Raw genomic sequence first — 21,321 nt, 5'->3', positions numbered from 1 at the left:
GATTGTCTCCCAACGAAAACCAGGCGGAGACAGTGAAAGCCAATGACTGAGTCAGATTTGCGTACCCACGCGACAGAGATACACGAGCAGTTTTCCGACCAGCTAGAGATCGACGTCGACGACGTTGTCGAACGTCTCGATACGCTGGTGAACGATTATCAGGTCCCCATCAGTGAGGCCCGCCGGAGCGTCGTCAACACGTACCTTGACGAGGCTGGTATGGACCGCGACCAGCTAGGTGGCGGCGATGGCGGCGGCAACGAGCAGGTGAACGTCGCTGATGTCGACGCCCCCGAGGAGTGGGTCGATGTCCGCGCGACGGTCGTCGAACTCTGGGAGCCACGCGCCGACGCCGTTGCGCAGGTCGGCCTGCTGGGCGATGAAACGGGCACGATCAAGTTCACGAAGTGGTCGAAGTCCGACCTTCCGTCGCTCGAAGAAGGCAAGTCCTACGCCCTGCGCAACGTCGTTACCGACGAGTACCAGGGTCGCTTTTCGGTGAAGCTCAACCGGACGACCACTATCGAGGAACTTGACGAGGCAATTGAGGTCGGCGACGACAGCGTCGAGGCCGACGGCGCACTGGTTGACATCCAGTCGGGCTCCGGGCTCATCAAGCGCTGTCCGGAGGACGACTGCACGCGCGTCCTCCAGAACGGCCGCTGTAGCGAACACGGCGAGGTTGAAGGCGAGTTCGACCTCCGAATCAAGGGCGTCCTTGACGACGGCGAGGAGGTCACCGAGGTCATCTTCGACGAGGACGCGACCGAGGAACTGACCGGCATCACACTCGAAGAGGCGAAGGAGATGGCGATGGACGCGCTCGACACCACCGTTGTCGCCGACGAGATGCGACAGAAAATCCTCGGCCGGTATTACCGCGTCCGCGGTCCGACGTTTGGCCGCTACTTGCTCGCCGACGAGCAGGAGCGACTGACCGGGGCCGTGGATGCAGACGAGATTCTCATCAAAGCGAGGTCGATCTAAATGGCGAGTACACCCACCCGCGAGGTCGCACGGCGCGTCTTCGCACGCGAGTTCAACGACGCAAGCTACACGTTCAAGGAATCCGACGACGACCGCGCGCCGGTGTACGTCCTCTTGCCGACCGGCCAGCGCGCCAACCGCGTGTTCCTGGTCGGCACCCTCACCGAGACCGAGGATGTCGGCGAGGACAGCGAGTACTGGCAGGGACGAGTCGTCGACCCCAACGGCGACACGTTCTTCATGTACGCCGGGCAGTACCAGCCCGACGCGGCGTCGATGCTGCGCGAACTGGAACCGCCGGCCTACGTCGCTGTCGTCGGCAAGCCACGCACCTACGAGACCGACGAGGGCGAAGTGAACGTCTCGATTCGCCCCGAGTCCATCTCGAAGGTCGACGAAGCGACGCGGGACCGCTGGGTCGTCGAAACGGCCGAGCGAACGCTTGACCGGGTCAAGCGGTACAAGGAAGCCGACATGGAGGACCCGGCCACTGACGAGTATATCTCGATGGCTGACGAGGAATACGACCAACTGTCAATCGAGAACTATCGGCAGTCGGTCGTCGGCGCGCTGGAGAGTCTGCAGGACGAGCAGGCCGAAGCCAGCGCGGACTGACCGCGGCGCAGTCGTCTATTTTTGCTGCTGGTGAGTGGTCCGCTGCTACGGCTCCAGTAGCTCGATTCGGTTCCCCTCTGGGTCGACGACGAACATGATAGTCGTCCCGCTTTCGGTCGTTTGCGGGCCGCTGAGCGTCTCAACGTCGTCGGGCAAGCGGTCGGCGACGGCGTCGAGGTCGTCGACTTCCAGACCGGGATGGGTCGCCCCCGGGCGATTGAGGTCGGGGTCGGGCATTTCCTCGCCCTCGGGTTCGTAGGTCGCCAGTTCCAGACGCACGTTGCCGGCGTCGAGGTGGACCAGTTCGGCGCTGGCTCCCTCAATGTCGACAGCGGCTCCAAACGCCTTGTCACCGACGGAAAAGCGAGTCACTACGTCAAGCCCCAGCACGTCCCGGTAGAACTCGACCGCGCGGTCCAGATTGCTGACGATGATACCGAAGTGGTGGCCAGTTGCGTCGATGTCTGTCGCCATCTCTGCCGATACCGAGGTCGGCCGGCGGTTAAATCACAGCGGTTCGACTGTCGTCAGAGACGGCCACCAAGGGACCGGTCCGGTAGCGTCTGACAAACGATTAAATACGTTGCTGCTAAAACAGTACATAACTATGGGCAACAAAAACAAGACTATCTCCTTTCGCGTCAGCGAGGACAAATTCGAAACCCTCCGCGAAATCGCCGAGGAGCGCGATATCTCGCTGTCCGCAGTTTTTCGTGACTACGTCGACACGCTTGTTTCCCACGACGGTCAGGTGAAGGTCGCGCCGGAACACGAGTTCGAGGACGACGCAACCGAGACTAGTACCGAGAGCTTCCCGCCGAAAGTCGAAGTTCCGAAGAGCTTCGTCCGCGAGCACGAGCGACTCGAACTCGAAGCCGAACACCTCCGCGAACAACTGGAAGAACACAAGCGTTACGTCACCAAACTCCGCCAGCAACTCGACGAGATGGACCAAGACGAGGTCATTCACCTCGAAGACCTCGACCAGGGCGAAGAGGAGGACGCCTCCTATCGCATCGGCAGCTTCGACGACCTAGAGTAACCGCTGGCGCTTCTGTTGTACGTCTTCGGCCACGTCGTCGCGCCCATCGACGTCGGCCAGAGTTTCCACGGCTTCTAACGTTCTGACGGAGTTATCGAGGAAGGACAGCACGTCGCCCGGATAGGCATACAGCATGTAGTCATCGCTCATCACGTCGACGATTGCGTCCGGCCCCATCCCCTGCTCGCGCAGTTCCAGCAGGTACGAAATGAACTTCCGCTCAGCACAGCCACAGTGGGGGTTGGCCTCACAGTCACAGTCCAGGAAATCCTCCGCGAAATCCAGAACTCGCTCTCTGGAGGCTTCGTCGAGTTTTGCCAGCCCCTCGCCCTGAAAGAGGATGTCCAGCGTCGCCCCCTTGAACGCCCCTTTCGGGAAACTCGTCTCTAGCTGGGAGGCGAGTTGCTGGTGGTTCTTGACGTAAATCTTGTCCGTGATGGCCACGCGTGCCCTTCCATACGTGTCGCCTGTGTAAAAGCGTCTCGAAGCACCTGATGGGTTTCGAAGCCAACCCCGAACCGCCGTGCCACCGCTGTCACGCGCTCTCACGACTCACTGGTTTCCAGATTCGTAACGTATTTCTGTTCCAGCGGGATATCTATGAATGCTTCAGCAAGCGTGTCCGGGTTGGGGTAGTGGTATCCTTCAGCCTTGTGGTGGCTGAGACGTGGGTTCAATTCCCGCACCCGGACTGTATAATTTTCTTACATATCATTCGGCGAAGCTCAGCCTGCTAGTTTCACTGCCACCCCACTCGGCCCGGACTTATTATCTCCCCCATTCCTGTCTATAATATGGCAGAACATGACTGCCCGACCTGTGGGCGGGTGTTCGACAGCCGCCGCGGTCTCGGGGTACATCACAGTCGCGCCCACGACGAACGGCTACCAAACAGAGAGTGCAACCGCTGTGGAGCCGAATTCTACGCCGAATCTGCCCGTGCCTATTGTTCGGACGTATGCCACGACGCTGCCGTATCGTACGAAGGAGAGGCGAATCCAAACTTCTCGGATGCGAAAGAACAGACGAACTGTGATATCTGTGACGCGGGGTTCGAGTACTACCCCTCGGAAAAAGACGGCATGTACTGCCCCGACTGCGTCGAGACTGCGGCGTGGCGCGAACCGCCACAGCGTACCGGAACTGCGCATCACTCCTGGTCAGGTGGCAAACTGTCTGTCTCCTGTGATGTTTGTGACAGCCCCGTTGAGCGATATCCGAGCCAGATTCAGAGCGAAGTCGTCCTTTGTAGCCGCGACTGCCACGCCGCGTGGCTCTCCGAGGCGTTCACTGGTGACGGCCATCCGAACTGGCGCGGCGGTGGCGTCGGCGACTACGGGCCGGGATGGCGGGCAGTACGCGAGCAGGCTTTAGCACGGGACGACCACGCTTGCGTATTGTGTGGGACTAATGCCGACGAACTGGGGCGGAACCCGGATGTGCACCACATCGTCCCAGTCCGTCTGTTCGCCGCACTGCGGGCGCTCGCCGTCCGGGACGCACACACGCTTGACAATGTCGTCTCGCTGTGTCCGAGCTGTCACCGTCGGGCGGAGTTCGGCCGTGTCTCGCGGGCGGAACTGCGCTGGCGGGCCGGCATCCCCCGATGGGACCCGTCTGCTGTTGGCGGCGCGACGGTGTAATCGGACCGGAATCTACACAATCCGGCCCGCCGCTAGTACGCGTATGTCACCGACTGTCGACGAACTCCGAAACGAGATTCGTGAAGCTGTTGGGCGATACGAACGGCCGGTTTCGACTGCTTTCACCAAGGAAGCCCTGGCAGCGATCTGCGAGGCTGTGGGGTACGACATTGACACGGACCGGCTCCCATCGAAGCCACAGATGCGAGCGGGTATTCTCTGGAAAATCGGAGCGCAGGAGGACGACGACCCGGCAGACGCGGAGCAGCCCTTCCGGAAGGGCGAACTCGAAGCGGTTGCCACAGCGCTGTCCGACGACTAACGCGGGGCTTTGCCGGGATCGGCTCGTTCGACTATCTCGCCGCTGCCAGAATGCGGAAATATTTGCATCTCGACAGCGAACTAACTAGTATGGGACGCAACCGCTCCCCGACGTTCAAGAACAGGCAGGCTGCTGGACAGCGGCTGGGAGAGGCGTTGCGTGAGCGGGACATCACAGTCGACATCGTCCTCGCAATTCCGCGCGGTGGACTCCCAGTCGGGCGGCCCGTCGCCGACGCGCTGGACGCGCCGCTAGACATCGCGGTCGCAAAGAAGATCGGCGCACCGAACAACCCCGAGTACGCTATCGGCGCCGTCGCCGCGGACGGAGCGGTCTGGCTCAACACCGATGTCATCGAGCAACGCGAGATACCCCGGGACTACGTTGCGAGCACACGAGCGGAGATGGCGGAAGCCGCCCGACAGAAGGCCCAGCGCTACCGCAGTTCGGAGTCGTCGCCGACACTTACCGGGAAGCGAGTCTGCCTCGTCGACGATGGTGTGGCGACGGGGGCCACGGCGCGGGCCTGTATCGAGCAGATTCGACAGGCGGACCCCGAACGACTCGTGCTCGCGGTCCCGGTCGCCTCGCCGCGGGCGATGTCGGACCTCGAAGCGCTGGTCGACGAAGTGGTCTGTCTGGAAAGGCCGTCGGCGTTTCGCGCTGTCGGCCAGTACTACGAGCAGTTCGAGCAGGTCTCCGACGAGGCGGCGATGTCGTATCTCGCCGAGGAGTGACCGCTACCGCTCGATTCTTGATTCCGGCCGGACGGTCTCGGTTTCTGACTCGCCGATGGCGGTGTAGTCGCTGCTTGATTTGATAATCGAAAGTGCTGTCATGATGTCAGACCGGGTGAGTAGTCCCTCGAAGGAGCCGTCCTCGTCAGTGACGAGCAGGCGACCAACGGAGTTCTGCTGCAGCGAGGTCAGCGCGTCCATTACGTCGGTCTCCGGACTGATTGTGATGATTTCCGTCGTCATCACGTCGCCGACGGTGTAGGCCTCGCGCTCGACTTCCTGAACGGCGCGGGCGTCTTCGAGCGTGACGAGGCCGACGACCTCGCCGCTGCGCTTGACCGGATAGCCGGTGTGGCGCTCCCTGAACATCGTCTGAATGAGTTCCCGGACAGACATATCGTCGGCGACTGTCGTGACGTGGTCCGCTGGGGTCATCACGTCCGCGACGGTGACGCCCTCGAACGCGGCCCGCATCGAGGTCTGGCGGGACTCGCCCGCCGCCCCGATGTAGATGAAGAACGCCAGCCCGGCGAGGAAGATATTCCCGAGGACGAAGATGCCAAACAGGCCGAGAAAGACGGCGAATATCTTCCCGACTTCGGCGGCGATTGTCGTCGCTCGGGCGTAGGACCGCCGGCGGGCGAGCAGCGCACGCAGGACACGGCCGCCGTCCATCGGGAACCCCGGCAGCATGTTGAACGCCGCCAGCGCGATGTTCATTAGCGCGAGATAGCCGAGGATGAACCGTGCCGATTCGATGGCTGTTGCCGCGCCGCTCGGGAGAATCTGGAACGCGACGTAACAGACAGCGCCGACAGCAATGCTGACGATGGGGCCGGCGATGGCGATGACCAGCTCCTGTTTCCAGTCTTCGGGCATCTCGCTGAGTTGGGCGATGCCGCCGAACAGCCAGAGCGTGATGGAATCGATCGGGAAGCCATAGCGGATAGCGACGAGGGAGTGGCCGAGTTCGTGGAGGACGACGCCGGTGAACAGGCCGAGGGCCGCACCGATGCCGAGTACCCAGACGAGCGCGCCGTCGGTAAGGACGGCCGCGTCCAGCCCGGCGTTCAACGTCCTGTTCAACAGCTCAGTCGTCTGTTCGATCTGTGTCCCGATAATCCAGGCGAACAGCGGTAGCACGAGGAGAAACGTCAGGTCCAACTGGATGGGGATTCCAAACGCGCTTCCGATGCGAAACCGGCGCATATCGGGAGGTTGACGCGGGACGGTCTTAAGCCCCCTTGGCGGGACTGCCATGGTCACCGCCGCCGGTACGCCTTTGCGCCGAGCCCGCGATGGACCGCACATGAGCGACCCACTGATTCGCCGCGCGGACGACATTGCGTACGAGGCCGTCGACGCAGCTGACGGGCTTGAAAAGGGCGTCCTCATCGGCGAGGAGAGCGGCGGCGGCAACCTCGCAATCCGTCGCTTCACGCTCGCCCCCGGCGGCAGCGTGCCGAAACACACCAACGACATCGAACACGAGCAATACGTCCTTGCTGGCCGGTACACCGTCGGCATCGAGGGCGAGGAGTACGCCGTCGGGGCGGGCGACAGCCTCCATATCCCCGCTGGCGCTGTCCACTGGTATCGTAATGACGGCGACGAACCGGGCGCGTTTCTCTGTGCGGTTCCCGCCGGCGATGACGAAATCAAACTGCAAGAGTGACTGCTAGCATGTGCATCTACCACAGGCGTAGCAACAACTGAGCACCAGAGCGCCCAACACAGAGCCGACTACCCAATCCAGGCCGGGTGGGACCGAAAGGGGCGAGCCGCTGGGCGTTCGAGACGACGTAAGCACCGCAGGGAGTGCAACGACCGAGGAGCGCAGCGAGTCGCAGTAGTCCAGCGGCTCGGGGCTTTCTGGCTGTTCGAAACCGTAGCCGCGTGATTCGTCCCGCTCACAGCTAGTCCGAACCGCTCAAGTAGCGCAGTCGCCACTAGATAATTGTGTCACAGCAGGCCGCACAGGTAGAGACGCTGTTCCTCCACGAACACGGCGAGGAGTTCCGCGTCGCCGCCCACCGGGACGGCGAGCGGCTCTTCCACGGTATCCTCGAACTGAAAGAGACCGACGCCGGCCCCCGCCCGCGTCGGCTCCGCGTCAAGGACGGGACCAGCGAGGAGCTTCGCTCGCCCGACCAGTTCGTCGACCTCGCCCGCCGTGCGGCCCGCATTCGCATTTCAGAGCAGACTGCTCCGCGTGCACGCGAGCGCGTCCGAGAGATGCTCGATGCCTACCAGATTGAGGCCAAGGTCGTCCGGACCTGTCGGCTGTGTGCCTCCGACGGGCGTTACTCGCCGATTACCAGCGAGACGGCTATCGAGACCGACGACGAAACCATCTGTCCGGAGTGCGCTCGCCAGCAGCTCGACCGCGAACTCGCGTTCAAGGGGAGCATCAGCGGCGACGCCCGCGACCGGCTCGAAGAGCTCCTGCTCGAAGTGCAGGACCTCGACCGGGTGACGAACCTCCTGTCGGGCCAGCTGGACCCGGACCTGACGAAGTTCGACGAGATTTCGGCGACCGTCGACGAGGTCGACCCCGTTCGCGTCGACTCGCTGGACCTCCATCCCGGGATGCAGGACCATCTCGAATCCCGGTTCGACACCCTGCTCCCGGTCCAGAGTCTCGCCGTCGAGCACGGGGCCACCGAGGGCCGCGACCAGCTGGTCGTGAGCGCGACGGCGACGGGGAAGACGCTCATCGGCGAGATGGCGGGTATCGACCGCGTCCTGAACAACAAGGGCACGATGCTGTTTCTCGTCCCGCTGGTCGCGCTCGCAAACCAGAAATACGAGCAGTTTCAGGACCGCTACGGCGACATGGTCGACGTGTCGCTCCGCGTGGGCGCGAGCCGCATCGCCGACGAGGGCGGGCGGTTCGACCCCGAGGCCGACGTCATCGTCGGGACCTACGAGGGAATCGACCACGCGCTCCGGACCGGCAAAGACCTCGGCACCGTCGGCACCGTCGTCATCGACGAGGTGCATACACTCGGCGAGGACGAGCGGGGCCACCGGCTCGACGGCCTGATTTCCAGACTCAAATACTACTGCGAGTCCGGCGGCGCGCCTGACAGCGGCGACACGCAGTGGATCTATCTCTCGGCGACGGTCGGCAACCCCGGCCAGCTGGCCGACCAGCTCCGGGCGACGCTCATCGAATTCGAGGAGCGACCGGTTCCAATCGAGCGCCACGTCACGTTCGCCGACGGCCGCGAGAAGATCGAGACCGAAAAGAAGCTCGTCAAGCGGGCCTTCGACAACAAATCCAGCAAGGGGTACCGCGGGCAGACCATCATCTTCACGAACTCCCGGCGGCGCTGCCACCAGATTTCACGCAAGCTGGAGTACAGCTCCGCGCCGTACCATGCCGGGCTGGACAACCGGAAGCGACAGCGTGTCGAGCGGCAGTTCGCTGATCAGGACCTCGCGGCGGTCGTGACGACGGCGGCGCTGGCGGCGGGGGTCGACTTCCCGGCCTCGCAGGTCATCTTCGACTCACTGGCGATGGGTATCGAATGGCTCACAGTCCAGGAGTTCAGCCAGATGCTCGGCCGGGCCGGCCGCCCGGACTACCACGACAAGGGGACCGTCTACATGCTGGTCGAGCCTGATTGTTCGTACCACAACAGCATGGAGATGACCGAAGACGAAGTGGCGTTCAAGCTGCTGAAAGGCGAGATGGAGCCGGTCATCACCCGCTACGACGAGGGCGCAGCCGTCGAAGAGACGCTGGCTAACGTCACCGTCGCCGGCAAGCAGGCCAAGCGGCTCAACGACCGGATGGTCGGCGAGGTGCCGACGAAACACGCGCTGGGGAAACTGCTCGAATACGAGTTTATCGACGGCCTCTCGCCGACGCCGCTTGGCCGGGCTGTGACCCGGCATTTCCTCGCGCCCGACGAGTCTTTCCAGTTGCTCGACGGCATCCGCAAGGGACAGCATCCCTACGAAATCGTCGCCGACATGGAATTACGCGACGAGCACTGAGCGGTCCGCGCCCGTCCAACCTGTCGGCTGAATATCCTTTCGGCGTACATTCTTGTAGCGGCACGTACTTCCGGTGTCCATGGGCCTGTTCGATAGGATCCGTCGTGCCGTCGGTGGCGATGACTCGTCGACCGACGGGGACGAGCGGACGGCAAAGGATAACGGGCCGTCCGACGATGGGCCGGACCGCCTAGACACGGCGGCGCTCGACCCGACGACGTTCCGGGAGTACGCCGAGAACGTCGTCGATGGCGCGGACCCGCTGACATTCGACCCCGATGCGCTTGCCCGCCTCGATACGGCCATCGAGGAGAGCTACGGCGGCGAGACCGTCGGCGACGCCGCGGGGACGACGACCTACACCGAAAACACGGTTCGGTTCGGGAGCTATCTCGGTGAACTCCTCGTGCGGGCGTACGACGGCGAGTGGGTCCAGTCCGACGGCCGATGGGGCGTTACCGTTTCCGGCCCGGACGACGAGGTGACCGTCGCGGTGTTCGACGTGGCCGCCCGCTCGTTCGGCGACGAGCCGGTGTTTGCGGCTGTCGTGACACGTCTGGAATCCGAACTGGCACTGGATAGCATACAGACTCCCGACGGTGATGGGCGGGCAGATTTGGAGGCAGATGAAACCGACCCCGACAGCGTCGTCTCCGAGCCGACGCGGATCGTTAGCCGTGTTGGTGATGCACAGGCGGACGAGCGCGAGGCCCCTCCCGAACCGACGGCGACAGACGAGGGAGGTGAAGCACCTGCCGGCGATACCACTGATTCTGAGCCGTCTCAAGCTGTCGAAACGGAGCCGACCCGCATCGTCAAACGGGTCGAATCCGAGTCGGAAGCTGACGACCGGTCGGACGACACCGACCCCACGCCCGTCGCCAGTGCGGTTGATGACGAACCGGAGAACGAGCCACCGCGGGGCAGTGACGACCCTGACAGCAACGAGAGCGCAGATTCCGATACAACTGATTCAGTGTCAGATGCTGCTGGTAGCGAGCCGCCAGCCACTGCAGCCACCGAAGAAGAATCGATTGCCGATCCGAGTGACAGGCCGGCGGCTGACGACACCGCCCAAGAACGGTCAGCAGATGACACCGCCACAGAGTGGTTGGCTGATGACACTGCTGATGAGCAGCCAACAGTTGAGACACTGGCCGAGGAGTCAGCCGTCGATGATTCTGCGGATGAACCGGCCGCTGATACGACTGATGCTGTCGAAACAACGACCGATGCGGCCGCAGCCGACGAGCCGGTTGCGTATATCGATGAAGCGGAGTCGTCGTTCGATACTGCCACAGCGTCCTCCTCTGATGAAACGCCAGCGGCCGAGACACCGTCCGAAGGCTCGGCTGTCGACTCCCGCGATGAGGATGGAACCGATGACACCACGCCCGCGCGGGCGGCAACTGACACAGCCGACGACGAAGCAGCGACGGGCACAGCCGACGACACATCGATGGACGACGAACCGACCCGCGATAGCTCGCCGGATGCGTTGTCAGATACCGTTCCAGACGCAGAGGCGGCTGCCGAAACGACGGCTGATGAGTCACCTGCAGACATCGCCGACACGAGGGCCGATGATACCCCGGCAGCCGTTTCGGACTCTGACGCCACGGAGCTGTTTGATGACAGTCCCAACACATCGGCTCCTGTCGCAGATGTCAAGGCGACCAATACCAGCGAGCACGCAGCGTCACAGGACGTAACCGCTGACGAGACGGCTGCGACAGCAGACACCGACGAGAGTGACCTATCTGCACCCAGTGACAGCGATTCGACCGCTAGCTCGATGGCCCGCTCGTGGGAATCCGGCACGGTCCGGGCGGACTACGCCGACACCGCTGTCGAGTTCGCTGACTTCTGGGGCGAGCACGACCTCGATTTCTCGCCGGCCTCGCTTTCGCGGCTCGACGACCTAGTCGACGCCGAGTGGGACGACGAGCGCTTCGCCGAGACGACCTTCGGGAGCGACGCGTCGTTCGACGACCGCGCGTTCACCAGCGTCGTGCGAGAACTCGGCGGCTACTTCGGCGAAGTCCTCGTCCGGAACCTCGATGGCGACTGGACCGACGAGACGGACCACGAAGCGGCCGTCGTCGTCGGTGGGCCGGCCGGGCAGTTCGCAGTCCCTGTCTTCGAGGTCGCGATAACGTCGCTCAGAAAACAGGCGGTGTTTGGCCGGAGCTACGACGCCCTGCTCGACGATCTTGGTCGTGAGGCGCCGACACGGTGAGCGATGTGAGTCCCGGTCCGTCGTTTCCCCGCTGTTGCTAGTCAGACAGGGGGAGGACAGCCGTGCTCCCACAGTCGGGACACTCGTCGTGATCCGTGTAGAGGCGCGTTTCACACTCGCTGCACTGGTGGGTGGCCTCGTCGTCAGACGCCTTTTCGACTTCCTGCTTCAGCGTCTCGACTTTCCGACCGATATCGTTGAAAAGGCTCATTATGATACGTTCGGCCCGGACAGGCATAAACGTCGGCTGCGGTTCCGGGTCGCGTGAGGATGTCGCCACTCGCAAACGACCCATCCTTTTGTCACTGGCGGCGCAGGGGCCAGACGTGTCGCTGCCACCTCTCACGCCGGGGATGTTGTTCGTGTTTGCGGTCATTGTCGCTGCGCTGGTGCTGTTTGCGACGGAGGCGCTGCCCGTCGATGTGACCGCTATTGCCGTTATGGTCGCGCTGATGCTGGCCGAACCGGTGACGGTGCTCGCGACCGACCTCGGGTTGCTTGCCGAGCCGGTGTACGTGTTACACCAGGCCGGTGACGGGATTTCGCCGCTGGACCGCGGGCTCTCTGGCTTCGCCTTGACGGCGACGATAACGGTGCTTGCGATGTTCATTCTCTCGGACGGCGTCCAGCGGACCGGGATCGTCCAGATTCTCGGCGCGAAAATCGCCTCGCTGACCGGAGACAGCGAAACGAAACAGCTCAGTGCGACCGTCGGGCTGGTCGCGCCTATCTCCGGGTTCATCAACAACACTGCCGCCGTTGCCATCCTCCTGCCGATGGTCACTGACATCGCACACAAGGGCAAGCTCTCGCCGTCGAAACTACTGTTGCCGCTGTCCTATGCTTCGATGTTCGGCGGAATGCTGACGCTCATTGGGACGTCGACGAACATCCTCGCCTCGCAGCTCTCGGCGGAACTGATCGACCAGCCGTTCAGTATGTTCGAGTTCACCCAGCTCGGCATCATCGTGACCGTCATCGGAACGGTTTATCTTCTTACCGTCGGGCGCTATCTGGTCCCGTCGCGGATTCCGGTCGAAGAGGACCTCACCGAGGAGTTCGAGATGGGTGAGTATCTCACCGAGGTCGTCGTTCGCGAAGACTCCCCGCTCATCGGGCAGACTGTCGACGAGGCGCTCAGAGTTTCGGCGTTCGACGTGGACATCGTCCAGTTGGTCCGTGAGAAACGCACGTTCCTCGAACCGCTCGGCCAGAAATCCATTCGGGCCGGTGATGTCTTCGCCGTTCGGACGGACCGAGACACGCTCGTCGACCTCCTCGATGTCGAAGGGCTGGACATCATTCCGGATGTCGAGGTCGACGACGCGGAACTGGAAACCGCAAACGAGCGGAAAAACCTCGTTGAGGTTGTCGTCGCCCCCGGCTCCTCGCTTATTGGCGAGACACTCGTCTCCACGAACTTCCGCCAGCGCTATGACGCGACCGTGCTGGCGCTTCGCCACGGGCAGGAGCTGTACCGCCAACGAATGGACCACGTTACACTCCGCATCGGCGATACGCTTCTGGTGCAGGCCACCCCTGAAAGCATCGACCGTCTCAACCGTAACAACGACTTCATCGTCGCCCAGGAGGTCGCACGCCCGGATTTCCGGCGGTCGAAGATTCCCGTCGCTATCGGCATCGTCGCTGCTGTCGTCGGCGTCGCGGCGCTGACGCCGGTTCACATCGTCATTTCGGCGCTCGGCGGCGCGCTGGCGATGGTGCTCACTGGCTGTCTCCGCCCCCCGGAGCTGTACGACGCCGTCCAGTGGGATGTCATCTTCCTGCTCGCCGGCGTCATCCCGCTTGGTACCGCACTACAGGAGACCGGCGGCGCTGACTTGCTCGCGGAGCTGTTCGTCATGGGCGCTGGCAGCGTCCTTACCGCTGGGGGCGGCCTCGCCGTCGTTCTCGGGCTGATGTACCTCGTTACGGCGCTGCTGACGAACATCATCTCGAACAATGCCTCTGTCGTCCTGATGATCCCGGTCGCCATCGAAACCGCCCAGCAACTGAACGCCAGCGCCTTCGCCTTCGTCCTCGCCGTCACTTTTGCCGCCTCGACGGCGTTCATGACGCCGGTTGGCTATCAGACCAACCTCCTTGTCTATGGTCCCGGTGGGTACCGATTCACCGATTATCTGAAGGTTGGTGCGCCGCTACAGGCCGTATTCGCCGTCGCAACGACGCTTGGCATCGCGTATTTCTGGGGCCTCGCTCCCGCGTGACATGGCCGCCTCGCAACGAAACGCTTTACAGGCTGTCGAATCGAGAGAGTAGTACGGGATCGTGGGGTAGCTTGGTAACCTTCGGGCCTTGGGTGCCCGCGCCCCTAGTTCAAATCTGGGCGATCCCATACCTGCGATAACGAACGCGGCCTTTCTGCCGCGTCTACCGCTACTTCTCTAGCAGCCTGTCTTGCCAGCCCCTTGCTGTCATCGCCACTCCCACTCGTAGCCGCGGCCCGTCCTCACCACTATGCCCGTAGCGACTCCCCGGGCGACACTGCAAAAAGAAGCCGTCGCGATGTCACACCGCGCTAGTCGCCAGTCCCGTCAGGGGCGGAACGCGTGGCGTGTTATCGCTGGCCTCCGACATCGCTGTGGTCGTCCTCCCTGCTACTGGTGTCGAACTCGTCGACGGTCGCGGCCAGCGAGTCGGCACGGTCGCGGAGTTCGTCCGCGCTCTGGGCGATTTCAGCGACGGACGCGGACTGCTCTTCGGCGGCCGCCGATACCTGCTCGGCGTCTTCCGTCACGTTCTGGCTGATCTCGGACACCCCGTCGACGCGGTGGACGACGCTCTGCGTTGCGTCGGCCTGGTCCTCGGTGGCGTCCGCAATCTCCTGAATCCCATCGTTGGCGTTCTCGATTGCGTCGACAGTGTCCGCTATCGCGTCGGCAGCCTCGCGGACAGTCTTCACACCGGTGTCGATGTGGTCGCTGGTCGCGCGGATGTCCGTGACAGTCTCGTCCGTCTCCGTTTGCACGGCCGCGATTTCGGCTTCTATCTCTGCTGCCGCCTGCTTCGTCTCCTCCGCGAGGTTCTTGACCTCGTCGGCGACAACGGCGAAGCCCTCGCCGTCTTTGTCGGCACGGGCGGCCTCGATGTTGGCGTTCAGGGCGAGCATATTCGTCTGCTCGGCGATATCCGAAATGAAGTCGACAATCTCGCCGATGTCGTCCATCCGCTTCTGTAGCGCGAGAATCTGGTCGACCGCGTCTGCCGAGCGGGACTCGATTTCCGCCATGTCGTCAATGGCTGACTCGGCGGCTTCCCGGCCCGTTTCGCCACGGTCGACGGCTTCCCTGGCCGTCTCTGCGACCGTCGTCGACGACGCTGCGACTTCCTCGATGCTCGCCGATAGCTCGTCCATTTCGGCGGCAGCCTCCTCAAGGTCGTCGTGCTGTCTGATAGCGCCGTCGGCGATCTCCTGTATGCGGTCACTGACGGTCTGGCTCGTCGTCTCGATTTCTTCGGCCCCAGTTGCGACCTCGATTGTGGCATCTGCGACTTCGTCGGCGAACGCCGCGACCTCACTGACGGTGGCTTCGAGCCCGTCGAGCATTGCGTTGAACTCCACTGCGACTTCCCGCATCGCCGTCTCCTCCGCGTCTTCGTCGAGTCGCTTCGTGAGGTCACCGTCAGCGATCTCCTGCATCACCGCGCTGTACTCGGTGGCGCGCTTCTGAAGCCGCTGGCTGGCTTCCTCCGCCTCAGCCCGTGCGTCCTCCGCTTCCGTGCGGAGCTCCTCGGCCTCCGACCGCGCCGTCTTTGCTTCCTCAACCGCATCCTCCGCTTCCTGAATGCGGTTCTGCAGAGAGATCCGCATATCGTCAAACGTCCCGTAGAGCCGGCCGATTTCATCGGCGCGGTTCGTCGAGAGGTCGACATCGAAGTCGCCGGCCTCGATGCGTTCAGCACGGTCTCGTAGCTTCTTCAGGGGGTCGACCGTGCGTTTCCCGAGCACGAGGCCGACAGCCGACAACGAAACGAGTGCCAGCAGGACAAGCAGTCCGACCGTCTGCCCGACCGTATCCCGGACACTGAACGCCTGTGCCGTGTCTAGACTGGTCACTGTGACCCAGTTCGTGGTCGGGACGGGCGCGAACGCGTACACGCGACCATCGGACACCGCTGTCACCGGGGCTGCAGTGCCGTTCGCGTCGCGGATTGCCGCGAGGCTCTCACTGTGGGTGGCAGCATCGAACTCGCGGTCGATGTTCAGTACCGTCTCGTCGTTGGTGTTCAGAATCGTGGTTTCCTTCGTCGAATTCGTATCGCTGAGCCGGTCGACCTGACTCTGGATACGCGTGACGACGACGAGGTGCGAGCCGTCGCGCTTCGGGACCGAGCTCGCGAACGCCATCACGGGCTCGTCGTTGAGGACCGGCGAGCGGTACGACCGACTACTCGACCAGACCTGTGTGTTGTTGCCGGGCCCCTCCGGCACTTCGGCGGCCGTCCACGGCGCGTCAAGTTCGGACAGCGACCGTCCCTCTAGCGGGAGTTCCGTGCTGGCGACTACCTCGCCACGGGATTCGTTTACGAGGTGCATACTGACAACGTCGTCAGGAAGTAACTGGTCCTGCAGCAGGATGTACGCCGCAGCGCGCCGGTCGCTCCGGAGTGGTTCACCCTGCGAAATGGACCGGGTGTGCGTGCGTTGCTGTTCGACCCACGAGCCGATAGAGTCCCCCTCCAGCTGGCTGGTCTCGGCGAGCTGTTCGGTTGTCTGTTGCTCGACTGCTGTGGATGTCGCCTGAAACGTGAACGCGCCGGCGCCCGCGATGACGAGCACCACGGCGAGGAACGCAACAGCAAACTTCGCAGCGAACCGTTGCCGTATGAATTCGGGAGCGACTCGATCAAGCGCACTCGCCAGTCCGTCGAGCGGACCGCCCGCCATCAGGCACCACCCGTGTTGGAGCGCTCAGTGGGCACGACGATGTCGCCGGCGGCGATTTGCTCCCGCGATGTCGACAGTGCCTCCCTGATATCGTCGGGAATTGCCGGCTCGAGGGAGGTGCCATAGACGACGCCGACGCCGTCACTATCAAGCCCGAGCGAGACAACCTCACCAGCGGGGAGGCTGTCCGCGACCGTCGCCGTCGCCGCGTCGTAGACCGCAACGTTCACTCGCTTGACCATGCTCGCGAGTACGACATCCGCGTACCGAGGGTTACTCCGGGACTGGTCTGAGTCCACCCCGATTGCGTACCGGCCATGAGCCTGTGCGGCCTGGAAGATACCAACACCTGCGCCACCCGCCGCGTGGTAGACGATGTCTGCTCCATTGTCGTACATCTTGGCTGCGATGTCCCGAGCGCCCTGCACGTCGTCGAAGTTCCCGAGGTACTCGGTGAGGACATCAACGCCTGTGTTAGCGTACTCGACGCCGGCTCTGAAGCCGGCCTCGAACTTGTGGATGAGCGGCTGGTCGAGGCCGCCGATAAACCCGACCGTCGTCTCTTCCGGGTTCGTCGCACCCGCACCGAGGTCGACATCTCTGGTTGTGAGCAGCCCAGCGAGGTTCCCGGCCTGAAACGACCCCTCGTGTTCGCGGAACACGTAACTCGCCACGTTGTCTGCATCCACGACAGAGTCGACGATCATGAACTGCTGGTCCGTGTACTCCGATGCAGCCTCAGATAGCCCTTCAGCCTGCAGAAATCCGATACAACAGATAAGGTCGTATGACGGACTCGTCGAACTCGCCAGCTCGGCCTGTATTTCGCCGAACCCGGCGACACTGGTTGGCTCGTGGTTCGTGTACTCGACCCCGTCATCGAGGCGTGCGCGCTGAATGCCGCGGTTCGCAGCATCATTGAACGAGCGGTCATCGAGCCCACCCAGCGCGTACACCATTCCGACAGTCGCCGCCGCATCGCTCTCGTCGATGCCACTGGCAGTTGCTTCTTGGCTGTCGCTGGCCCCCTCGTCTCCCTGTCCGCTCCCTCCGAAGCCGCCCGCACAGCCGGCGAGTGCTGCGGTCGCGGCCGCGCCGCCGCTGGCGAGGAGCTGACGCCTTGTAATATGATTGCGCACGGTTATTCTACTCTGAGTGAATCGCGATGCCAGCAAAAACTACCGGGCCCAATTCTCGACACTGATATTAATAGCACCCTCGTGCCGCCTTATTTCAGTTCCACCCCGGTTTGCGAACCTTCTTAGGCCAGTGGGCATAACCACTGTCCACTCAAATGGCGACCGCCGAGAACACCGAACTCATCGACCGCTTCGAGGAGTTCTACCGCAACTACTACCGCAACGAGATCGGTGAGCTCGCCCAGAAATATCCGAACGACCAGAAATCGCTGTATATCGACTGGGACGACCTCTATCGTTTCGACCCGGATCTGGCCGACGACTACCGGACAAAGCCAGAGCAGATTCAGGAGTACGCCGAGGAGGCCCTTCGGCTGTATGACCTCCCGGTTGATGTCTCACTCGGGCAGGCCCACGTCCGCGTTCGGAACCTTCCCGAGTCCGAGGACATCCGTGACCTGCGCCATGAACACCACGGCAACCTCGTCGCCGTCCGTGGTATCATCCGGAAAGCGACCGATGTACGCCCGAAAGTCATCGAGGCGGCCTTCGAGTGCCAGCGCTGTGGCACGCTCACGCGTATCCCCCAGACCGCCGGTGACTTTCAGGAACCGCACGACTGTCAGGGCTGTGAACGACAGGGGCCGTTCCGGCTCAACACCGACCAGTCCCAGTTCATCGACGCCCAGAAGCTCCGTGTACAGGAATCTCCCGAGGGACTGCGTGGTGGGGAGACGCCCCAGTCAATCGACATCAACATCGAGGACGACATCACGGGCCACGTCACCGCCGGTGACCACGTCCGCGTGACCGGTATCCTCAAACTCGACCAGCGGGGCAACGACAACGAAAAGTCCCCGATGTTCGACATCTACATGGAAGGCGTCAGCGTTGAAATCGAGGACGAGCAGTTCGAGGACATGGAGATCACCGACGCTGACAAGACGGAAATCGTCGAACTCTCCAGCGAACCCGACATCTACGACAAGATGGTCGGGGCCATCGCCCCCTCTATCTACGGCTACGAAAAAGAGAAGCTCGCGATGATGCTCCAGCTCTTCTCCGGCGTAACGAAGGAGCTACCTGACGGATCTCGAATACGTGGGGACCTCCATATGTTGCTGATAGGCGATCCGGGGACGGGGAAATGCGTCCACGGTGACACGCGGGTAACTCTCGCAGACGGCCACGAACGGCCGATACGAGAGGTCGTTGAATCGAACTTAGATGATCCCAAACCAGTCGACGACGGCGTGTGGGACACTGTTGATTTCGATGTCCCCTCACTCCAATCCGATGGAACAGTAGCCACGCAAAACGCGACCAAGGTTTGGAAGCGCGAGGCACCGGAAACACTGTATCGGATACGAACCGCGACTGGTCGTGAACTCGATGTAACCCCGTCCCATCCACTGTTCGTCCAATCTGACGGCCGGTTCCAGGCCAGGAAAGCCGAGGAATTAGAGAGCGGGACACACGTTGCCGTTCCACGGAAGGTTTCCACAAATGCCTGTAACGAACTGGATGTCACATTCCGACAATCACAGGCCCACAACAGAATCGATCTTGACCTTCCACCGCAGTGGACACCCGAACTGGCCCGTCTGATCGGTTATATTGTTGCCGAGGGGTACGTCGAGCAACGTCCGGATAACACGGGGTATGTTTCGATAACCAATAACGACCGCGAAGTTCTCGATGACGCGAAATCTGTTCTGGAGACACTGAACCTCAACGTTACGGAACGGAGTTCACACGAGGGGAAGACCGCCCGCGAACTGTTGTGTTCTGCCGGCGAGTTCGTGAGCTTCCTCGCATCTCTGGACGAAACGTTGCTCCAGTCCTCGGCGGAGAGACGCGTTCCGCAAGATATCATGCGAGCCAGCGACAACGTTGTCACCGGATTTATTCGAGGCTATATCGAGGGAGAGGGACACGTTTCGACATCACAGAGAGAGATTACTGTTGCTTCGATGAGTAAACCGCTGCTGGAAGACGTTCGAACCTTGCTCGTCACACAGGGAATCACGGCACAACTCCAACCCCGGAACAACGGCAGCTACCGGCTTCGAATCTCCGGGCAGTCTTTCCACGACTACGCCGAACAAATCGGATTCATCACAGCGCGAAAGACCGAAGCGTGCCGGCAATTCGAGGGAACCCACGGAAATACGAATCTTGATATTGTCCCCAATCTGGGTCCGGAACTCCGTCGCATCCGGGAAGCACTTGGACTGACCCAATCCGAGTGCGGCCTTCCGCGTTCGACGTATCAACACTACGAGCGGGGACGCCGAAACCCAAGCCGTGACAGTCTCGAATCGGTTCTCGATGCCTTCGAGACGCGGTTGGCTGAGATGAACAATGACACACCTATCAGCGACACTGCGCGTAGCGACGGCGGCGGAACGGGGCCACTCCGTCAAGACCTGAACGGACTCGCTGCACTCGTCGAAGGTGACATCGCGTGGGACCGGATCGAATCGATAGAACCCATCGAACACGATGAAAAGTGGGTCTACGACCTCGAAATCGAGGGGACACACAACTATCTCACTAACGGAGTTGTCTCGCATAACTCACAGATGCTGTCGTATATCGAGAATATTGCGCCCCGATCTGTCTACACCTCCGGCAAAGGGTCATCAAGTGCGGGGCTTACCGCAGCCGCCGTTCGTGACGACTTCGGCGACGGCCAGCAGTGGACGCTGGAAGCGGGGGCGCTCGTGCTCGCAGACCAGGGTATCGCCGCTATCGACGAACTCGACAAGATGTCTCCGGAAGATCGGTCTGCGATGCACGAAGCGCTGGAACAGCAGCGTATCAGCGTCTCGAAGGCTGGAATCAACGCGACACTCAAATCCCGCTGTTCGCTGCTGGGCGCGGCTAACCCGAAGTACGGTCGTTTCGACCAGTACGAGCCTATCGGCGAGCAGATCGACCTCGAACCGGCACTCATCTCCCGGTTCGACCTCATTTTCACCGTGACGGACAAGCCTGACGAGGAAAAAGACCGGAACCTCGCCGAGCACATTATCCAGACCAACTACGCCGGTGAACTCCACACGCATCGGACGGAAAATCCCACGTCGAATTTCAGTGAGGAGGAGGTTGGGACCGTCACCGAAGAGGTTGCGCCGACTATCGAGCCAGACCTTCTCCGGAAGTACGTCGCCTACGCGAAGCGCAACTGCTTCCCGACGATGACCGAGGAGGCGAAATCGCGCATCGAAGACTTCTACGTCGACCTGCGGCTCAAGGGGCAGGACGAGGACGCACCGGTGCCGGTCACCGCCCGGAAACTGGAGGCGCTGGTCCGGCTTGCCGAGGCGTCCGCTCGAATTCGGCTGTCTGATACCGTCGACGAAGCTGACGCCGACCGGGCGGTCGACATCGCCCACTACTGCCTGAAGGAGATCGGCGTCGACCCCGAAACCGGCGAGTTCGACGCCGACGTGGTCGAAACCGGCCAGTCGAAGACTCAGCGCGACCGCATCCAGAACATCAAAGGCATCATTTCCGACATTGAGGACGAGTACGATGAGGGCGCACCCGCCGACGTAGTCATCGAACGCGCTGAGGAGGTCGGCATCGACGAGTCGAAGGCCGAACACGAGATTGACAAGCTGAAACAGAAAGGCGAGGTGTACGAACCTCGGACGGATCACCTTCGGACAACCTGA

General features: G+C 62.3%; 17 protein-coding genes and 2 tRNA genes. 13 read left to right on the top strand and 6 right to left on the bottom strand.

The window, feature by feature from the left end; genetic code table 11:
* Positions 1-42: 42 nt before the first annotated feature.
* A complete protein-coding gene (locus BDK61_RS01950; RefSeq protein ID WP_121302157.1) occupies positions 43-987 on the top strand; it encodes a replication factor A in 945 nt (314 codons plus the stop codon).
* A complete protein-coding gene (locus BDK61_RS01945; protein ID WP_004960047.1) occupies positions 988-1,602 on the top strand; it encodes an RPA family protein in 615 nt (204 codons plus the stop codon). It abuts the gene before it with no gap.
* 45 nt (positions 1,603-1,647) lie between these two features.
* Here the strand turns inward: BDK61_RS01945 and BDK61_RS01940 are convergent, their stop codons facing one another.
* Entirely contained in the window at positions 1,648-2,076 is a 429-nt protein-coding gene (locus tag BDK61_RS01940) for a VOC family protein (RefSeq protein WP_121302156.1), read from the bottom strand.
* A 133-nt stretch (positions 2,077-2,209) separates the two neighbouring features.
* On the opposite strand from BDK61_RS01940, the gene BDK61_RS01935 reads away from it, so the two are divergent.
* Positions 2,210-2,644 carry a CopG family transcriptional regulator gene (locus tag BDK61_RS01935; RefSeq protein WP_004515935.1) on the top strand — a complete coding sequence of 145 codons (435 nt, stop codon included), beginning with the start codon at positions 2,210-2,212 and terminating at the stop codon, positions 2,642-2,644.
* Here BDK61_RS01935 and BDK61_RS01930 read toward each other — a convergent pair.
* Complete coding sequence (locus BDK61_RS01930) at positions 2,636-3,088, bottom strand: DUF5814 domain-containing protein (RefSeq protein ID WP_004590290.1); 453 nt, start codon at positions 3,086-3,088, stop codon at positions 2,636-2,638. The genes BDK61_RS01935 and BDK61_RS01930 overlap by 9 nt on opposite strands.
* A 177-nt stretch (positions 3,089-3,265) precedes the next feature.
* Here BDK61_RS01930 and BDK61_RS01925 point away from each other — a divergent pair.
* From BDK61_RS01925 to BDK61_RS01910, 4 genes are all read left to right on the top strand, one after another.
* Positions 3,266-3,336, top strand: a tRNA-His gene (locus tag BDK61_RS01925).
* 102 nt (positions 3,337-3,438) lie between these two features.
* Positions 3,439-4,287 carry an HNH endonuclease gene (locus BDK61_RS01920; protein WP_121302155.1) on the top strand — a complete coding sequence of 283 codons (849 nt, stop codon included), beginning with the start codon at positions 3,439-3,441 and terminating at the stop codon, positions 4,285-4,287.
* A gap of 43 nt (positions 4,288-4,330) precedes the next feature.
* On the top strand, positions 4,331-4,609 hold the full coding sequence (locus BDK61_RS01915; RefSeq protein WP_004960054.1) for a hypothetical protein: 279 nt from the start codon (positions 4,331-4,333) through the stop codon (positions 4,607-4,609).
* Between the two features lie 89 nt (positions 4,610-4,698).
* Positions 4,699-5,346, top strand: a complete 648-nt coding sequence (locus BDK61_RS01910; RefSeq protein WP_049939043.1) for a phosphoribosyltransferase — start codon at positions 4,699-4,701, stop codon at positions 5,344-5,346.
* Between the two features lie 3 nt (positions 5,347-5,349).
* Here the strand turns inward: BDK61_RS01910 and BDK61_RS01905 are convergent, their stop codons facing one another.
* Positions 5,350-6,555 carry a CBS domain-containing protein gene (locus BDK61_RS01905; RefSeq protein WP_121302154.1) on the bottom strand — a complete coding sequence of 402 codons (1,206 nt, stop codon included), beginning with the start codon at positions 6,553-6,555 and terminating at the stop codon, positions 5,350-5,352.
* Positions 6,556-6,655: 100 nt separating this feature from the next.
* Between BDK61_RS01905 and BDK61_RS01900 the strand changes: the two genes are divergently transcribed.
* The 3 genes from BDK61_RS01900 to BDK61_RS01890 all read left to right on the top strand — a co-directional run bounded on the left by BDK61_RS01900 (position 6,656) and on the right by BDK61_RS01890 (position 11,590).
* The gene (locus BDK61_RS01900) at positions 6,656-7,021 is read left to right on the top strand and encodes a cupin domain-containing protein (RefSeq protein WP_004960061.1); all 366 of its coding nucleotides are present in this window, start codon (positions 6,656-6,658) and stop codon (positions 7,019-7,021) included.
* Between the two features lie 284 nt (positions 7,022-7,305).
* The gene (locus BDK61_RS01895) at positions 7,306-9,351 is read left to right on the top strand and encodes a DEAD/DEAH box helicase (RefSeq protein ID WP_121302153.1); all 2,046 of its coding nucleotides are present in this window, start codon (positions 7,306-7,308) and stop codon (positions 9,349-9,351) included.
* Between the two features lie 79 nt (positions 9,352-9,430).
* Complete coding sequence (locus tag BDK61_RS01890) at positions 9,431-11,590, top strand: midas domain-containing protein (protein ID WP_121302152.1); 2,160 nt, start codon at positions 9,431-9,433, stop codon at positions 11,588-11,590.
* Between the two features lie 37 nt (positions 11,591-11,627).
* Here the strand turns inward: BDK61_RS01890 and BDK61_RS23220 are convergent, their stop codons facing one another.
* A complete protein-coding gene (locus BDK61_RS23220; RefSeq protein WP_164734752.1) occupies positions 11,628-11,801 on the bottom strand; it encodes a hypothetical protein in 174 nt (57 codons plus the stop codon).
* Positions 11,802-11,943: 142 nt separating this feature from the next.
* Here BDK61_RS23220 and BDK61_RS01885 point away from each other — a divergent pair, with 142 nt between their 5' ends.
* Together BDK61_RS01885 and BDK61_RS01880 are read left to right on the top strand one after the other, a co-directional pair.
* Positions 11,944-13,818, top strand: coding sequence for an SLC13 family permease (locus tag BDK61_RS01885; RefSeq protein ID WP_121302151.1), 1,875 nt, complete (start codon positions 11,944-11,946; stop codon positions 13,816-13,818).
* 55 nt (positions 13,819-13,873) lie between these two features.
* Positions 13,874-13,946: transfer RNA gene (locus BDK61_RS01880), tRNA-Pro, on the top strand.
* 222 nt (positions 13,947-14,168) lie between these two features.
* Here BDK61_RS01880 and BDK61_RS01875 read toward each other — a convergent pair.
* Both BDK61_RS01875 and BDK61_RS01870 read right to left on the bottom strand, forming a co-directional pair.
* On the bottom strand, positions 14,169-16,499 hold the full coding sequence (locus BDK61_RS01875) for a methyl-accepting chemotaxis protein (RefSeq protein ID WP_121302150.1): 2,331 nt from the start codon (positions 16,497-16,499) through the stop codon (positions 14,169-14,171).
* On the bottom strand, positions 16,499-17,638 hold the full coding sequence (locus BDK61_RS01870; RefSeq protein WP_121302149.1) for a BMP family lipoprotein: 1,140 nt from the start codon (positions 17,636-17,638) through the stop codon (positions 16,499-16,501). The genes BDK61_RS01875 and BDK61_RS01870 overlap by 1 nt, the downstream gene beginning before the upstream one ends.
* Positions 17,639-17,793: 155 nt before the next feature.
* On the opposite strand from BDK61_RS01870, the gene BDK61_RS01865 reads away from it, so the two are divergent.
* A complete protein-coding gene (locus BDK61_RS01865) occupies positions 17,794-21,321 on the top strand; it encodes an LAGLIDADG family homing endonuclease (RefSeq protein WP_004960085.1) in 3,528 nt (1,175 codons plus the stop codon).

The organism is Haloarcula quadrata (assembly GCF_003634715.1).
Lineage (GTDB): Archaea > Halobacteriota > Halobacteria > Halobacteriales > Haloarculaceae > Haloarcula > Haloarcula marismortui.
The sequence above is the reverse complement of the archived record's forward strand: the minus strand, read 5'-3'. Positions and strand labels throughout refer to the sequence as shown.

Excerpts from the sequence above, each read along its gene's own strand:
- BDK61_RS01915 (WP_004960054.1), top strand. The coding sequence starts at position 4,331 with ATGTCACCGACTGTCGACGAACTCCGAAACGAGATTCGTGAAGCTGTT.
- BDK61_RS01875 (WP_121302150.1), bottom strand. The coding sequence starts at position 16,499 with ATGGCGGGCGGTCCGCTCGACGGACTGGCGAGTGCGCTTGATCGAGTC.
- BDK61_RS01950 (WP_121302157.1), top strand. The coding sequence starts at position 43 with ATGACTGAGTCAGATTTGCGTACCCACGCGACAGAGATACACGAGCAG.
- BDK61_RS01910 (WP_049939043.1), top strand. The coding sequence starts at position 4,699 with ATGGGACGCAACCGCTCCCCGACGTTCAAGAACAGGCAGGCTGCTGGA.
- BDK61_RS01865 (WP_004960085.1), top strand. The coding sequence starts at position 17,794 with ATGGCGACCGCCGAGAACACCGAACTCATCGACCGCTTCGAGGAGTTC.
- BDK61_RS01905 (WP_121302154.1), bottom strand. The coding sequence starts at position 6,555 with ATGCGCCGGTTTCGCATCGGAAGCGCGTTTGGAATCCCCATCCAGTTG.
- BDK61_RS01940 (WP_121302156.1), bottom strand. The coding sequence starts at position 2,076 with ATGGCGACAGACATCGACGCAACTGGCCACCACTTCGGTATCATCGTC.
- BDK61_RS01885 (WP_121302151.1), top strand. The coding sequence starts at position 11,944 with ATGTTGTTCGTGTTTGCGGTCATTGTCGCTGCGCTGGTGCTGTTTGCG.
- BDK61_RS23220 (WP_164734752.1), bottom strand. The coding sequence starts at position 11,801 with ATGAGCCTTTTCAACGATATCGGTCGGAAAGTCGAGACGCTGAAGCAG.
- BDK61_RS01890 (WP_121302152.1), top strand. The coding sequence starts at position 9,431 with ATGGGCCTGTTCGATAGGATCCGTCGTGCCGTCGGTGGCGATGACTCG.
- BDK61_RS01920 (WP_121302155.1), top strand. The coding sequence starts at position 3,439 with ATGGCAGAACATGACTGCCCGACCTGTGGGCGGGTGTTCGACAGCCGC.
- BDK61_RS01900 (WP_004960061.1), top strand. The coding sequence starts at position 6,656 with ATGAGCGACCCACTGATTCGCCGCGCGGACGACATTGCGTACGAGGCC.
- BDK61_RS01945 (WP_004960047.1), top strand. The coding sequence starts at position 988 with ATGGCGAGTACACCCACCCGCGAGGTCGCACGGCGCGTCTTCGCACGC.
- BDK61_RS01935 (WP_004515935.1), top strand. The coding sequence starts at position 2,210 with ATGGGCAACAAAAACAAGACTATCTCCTTTCGCGTCAGCGAGGACAAA.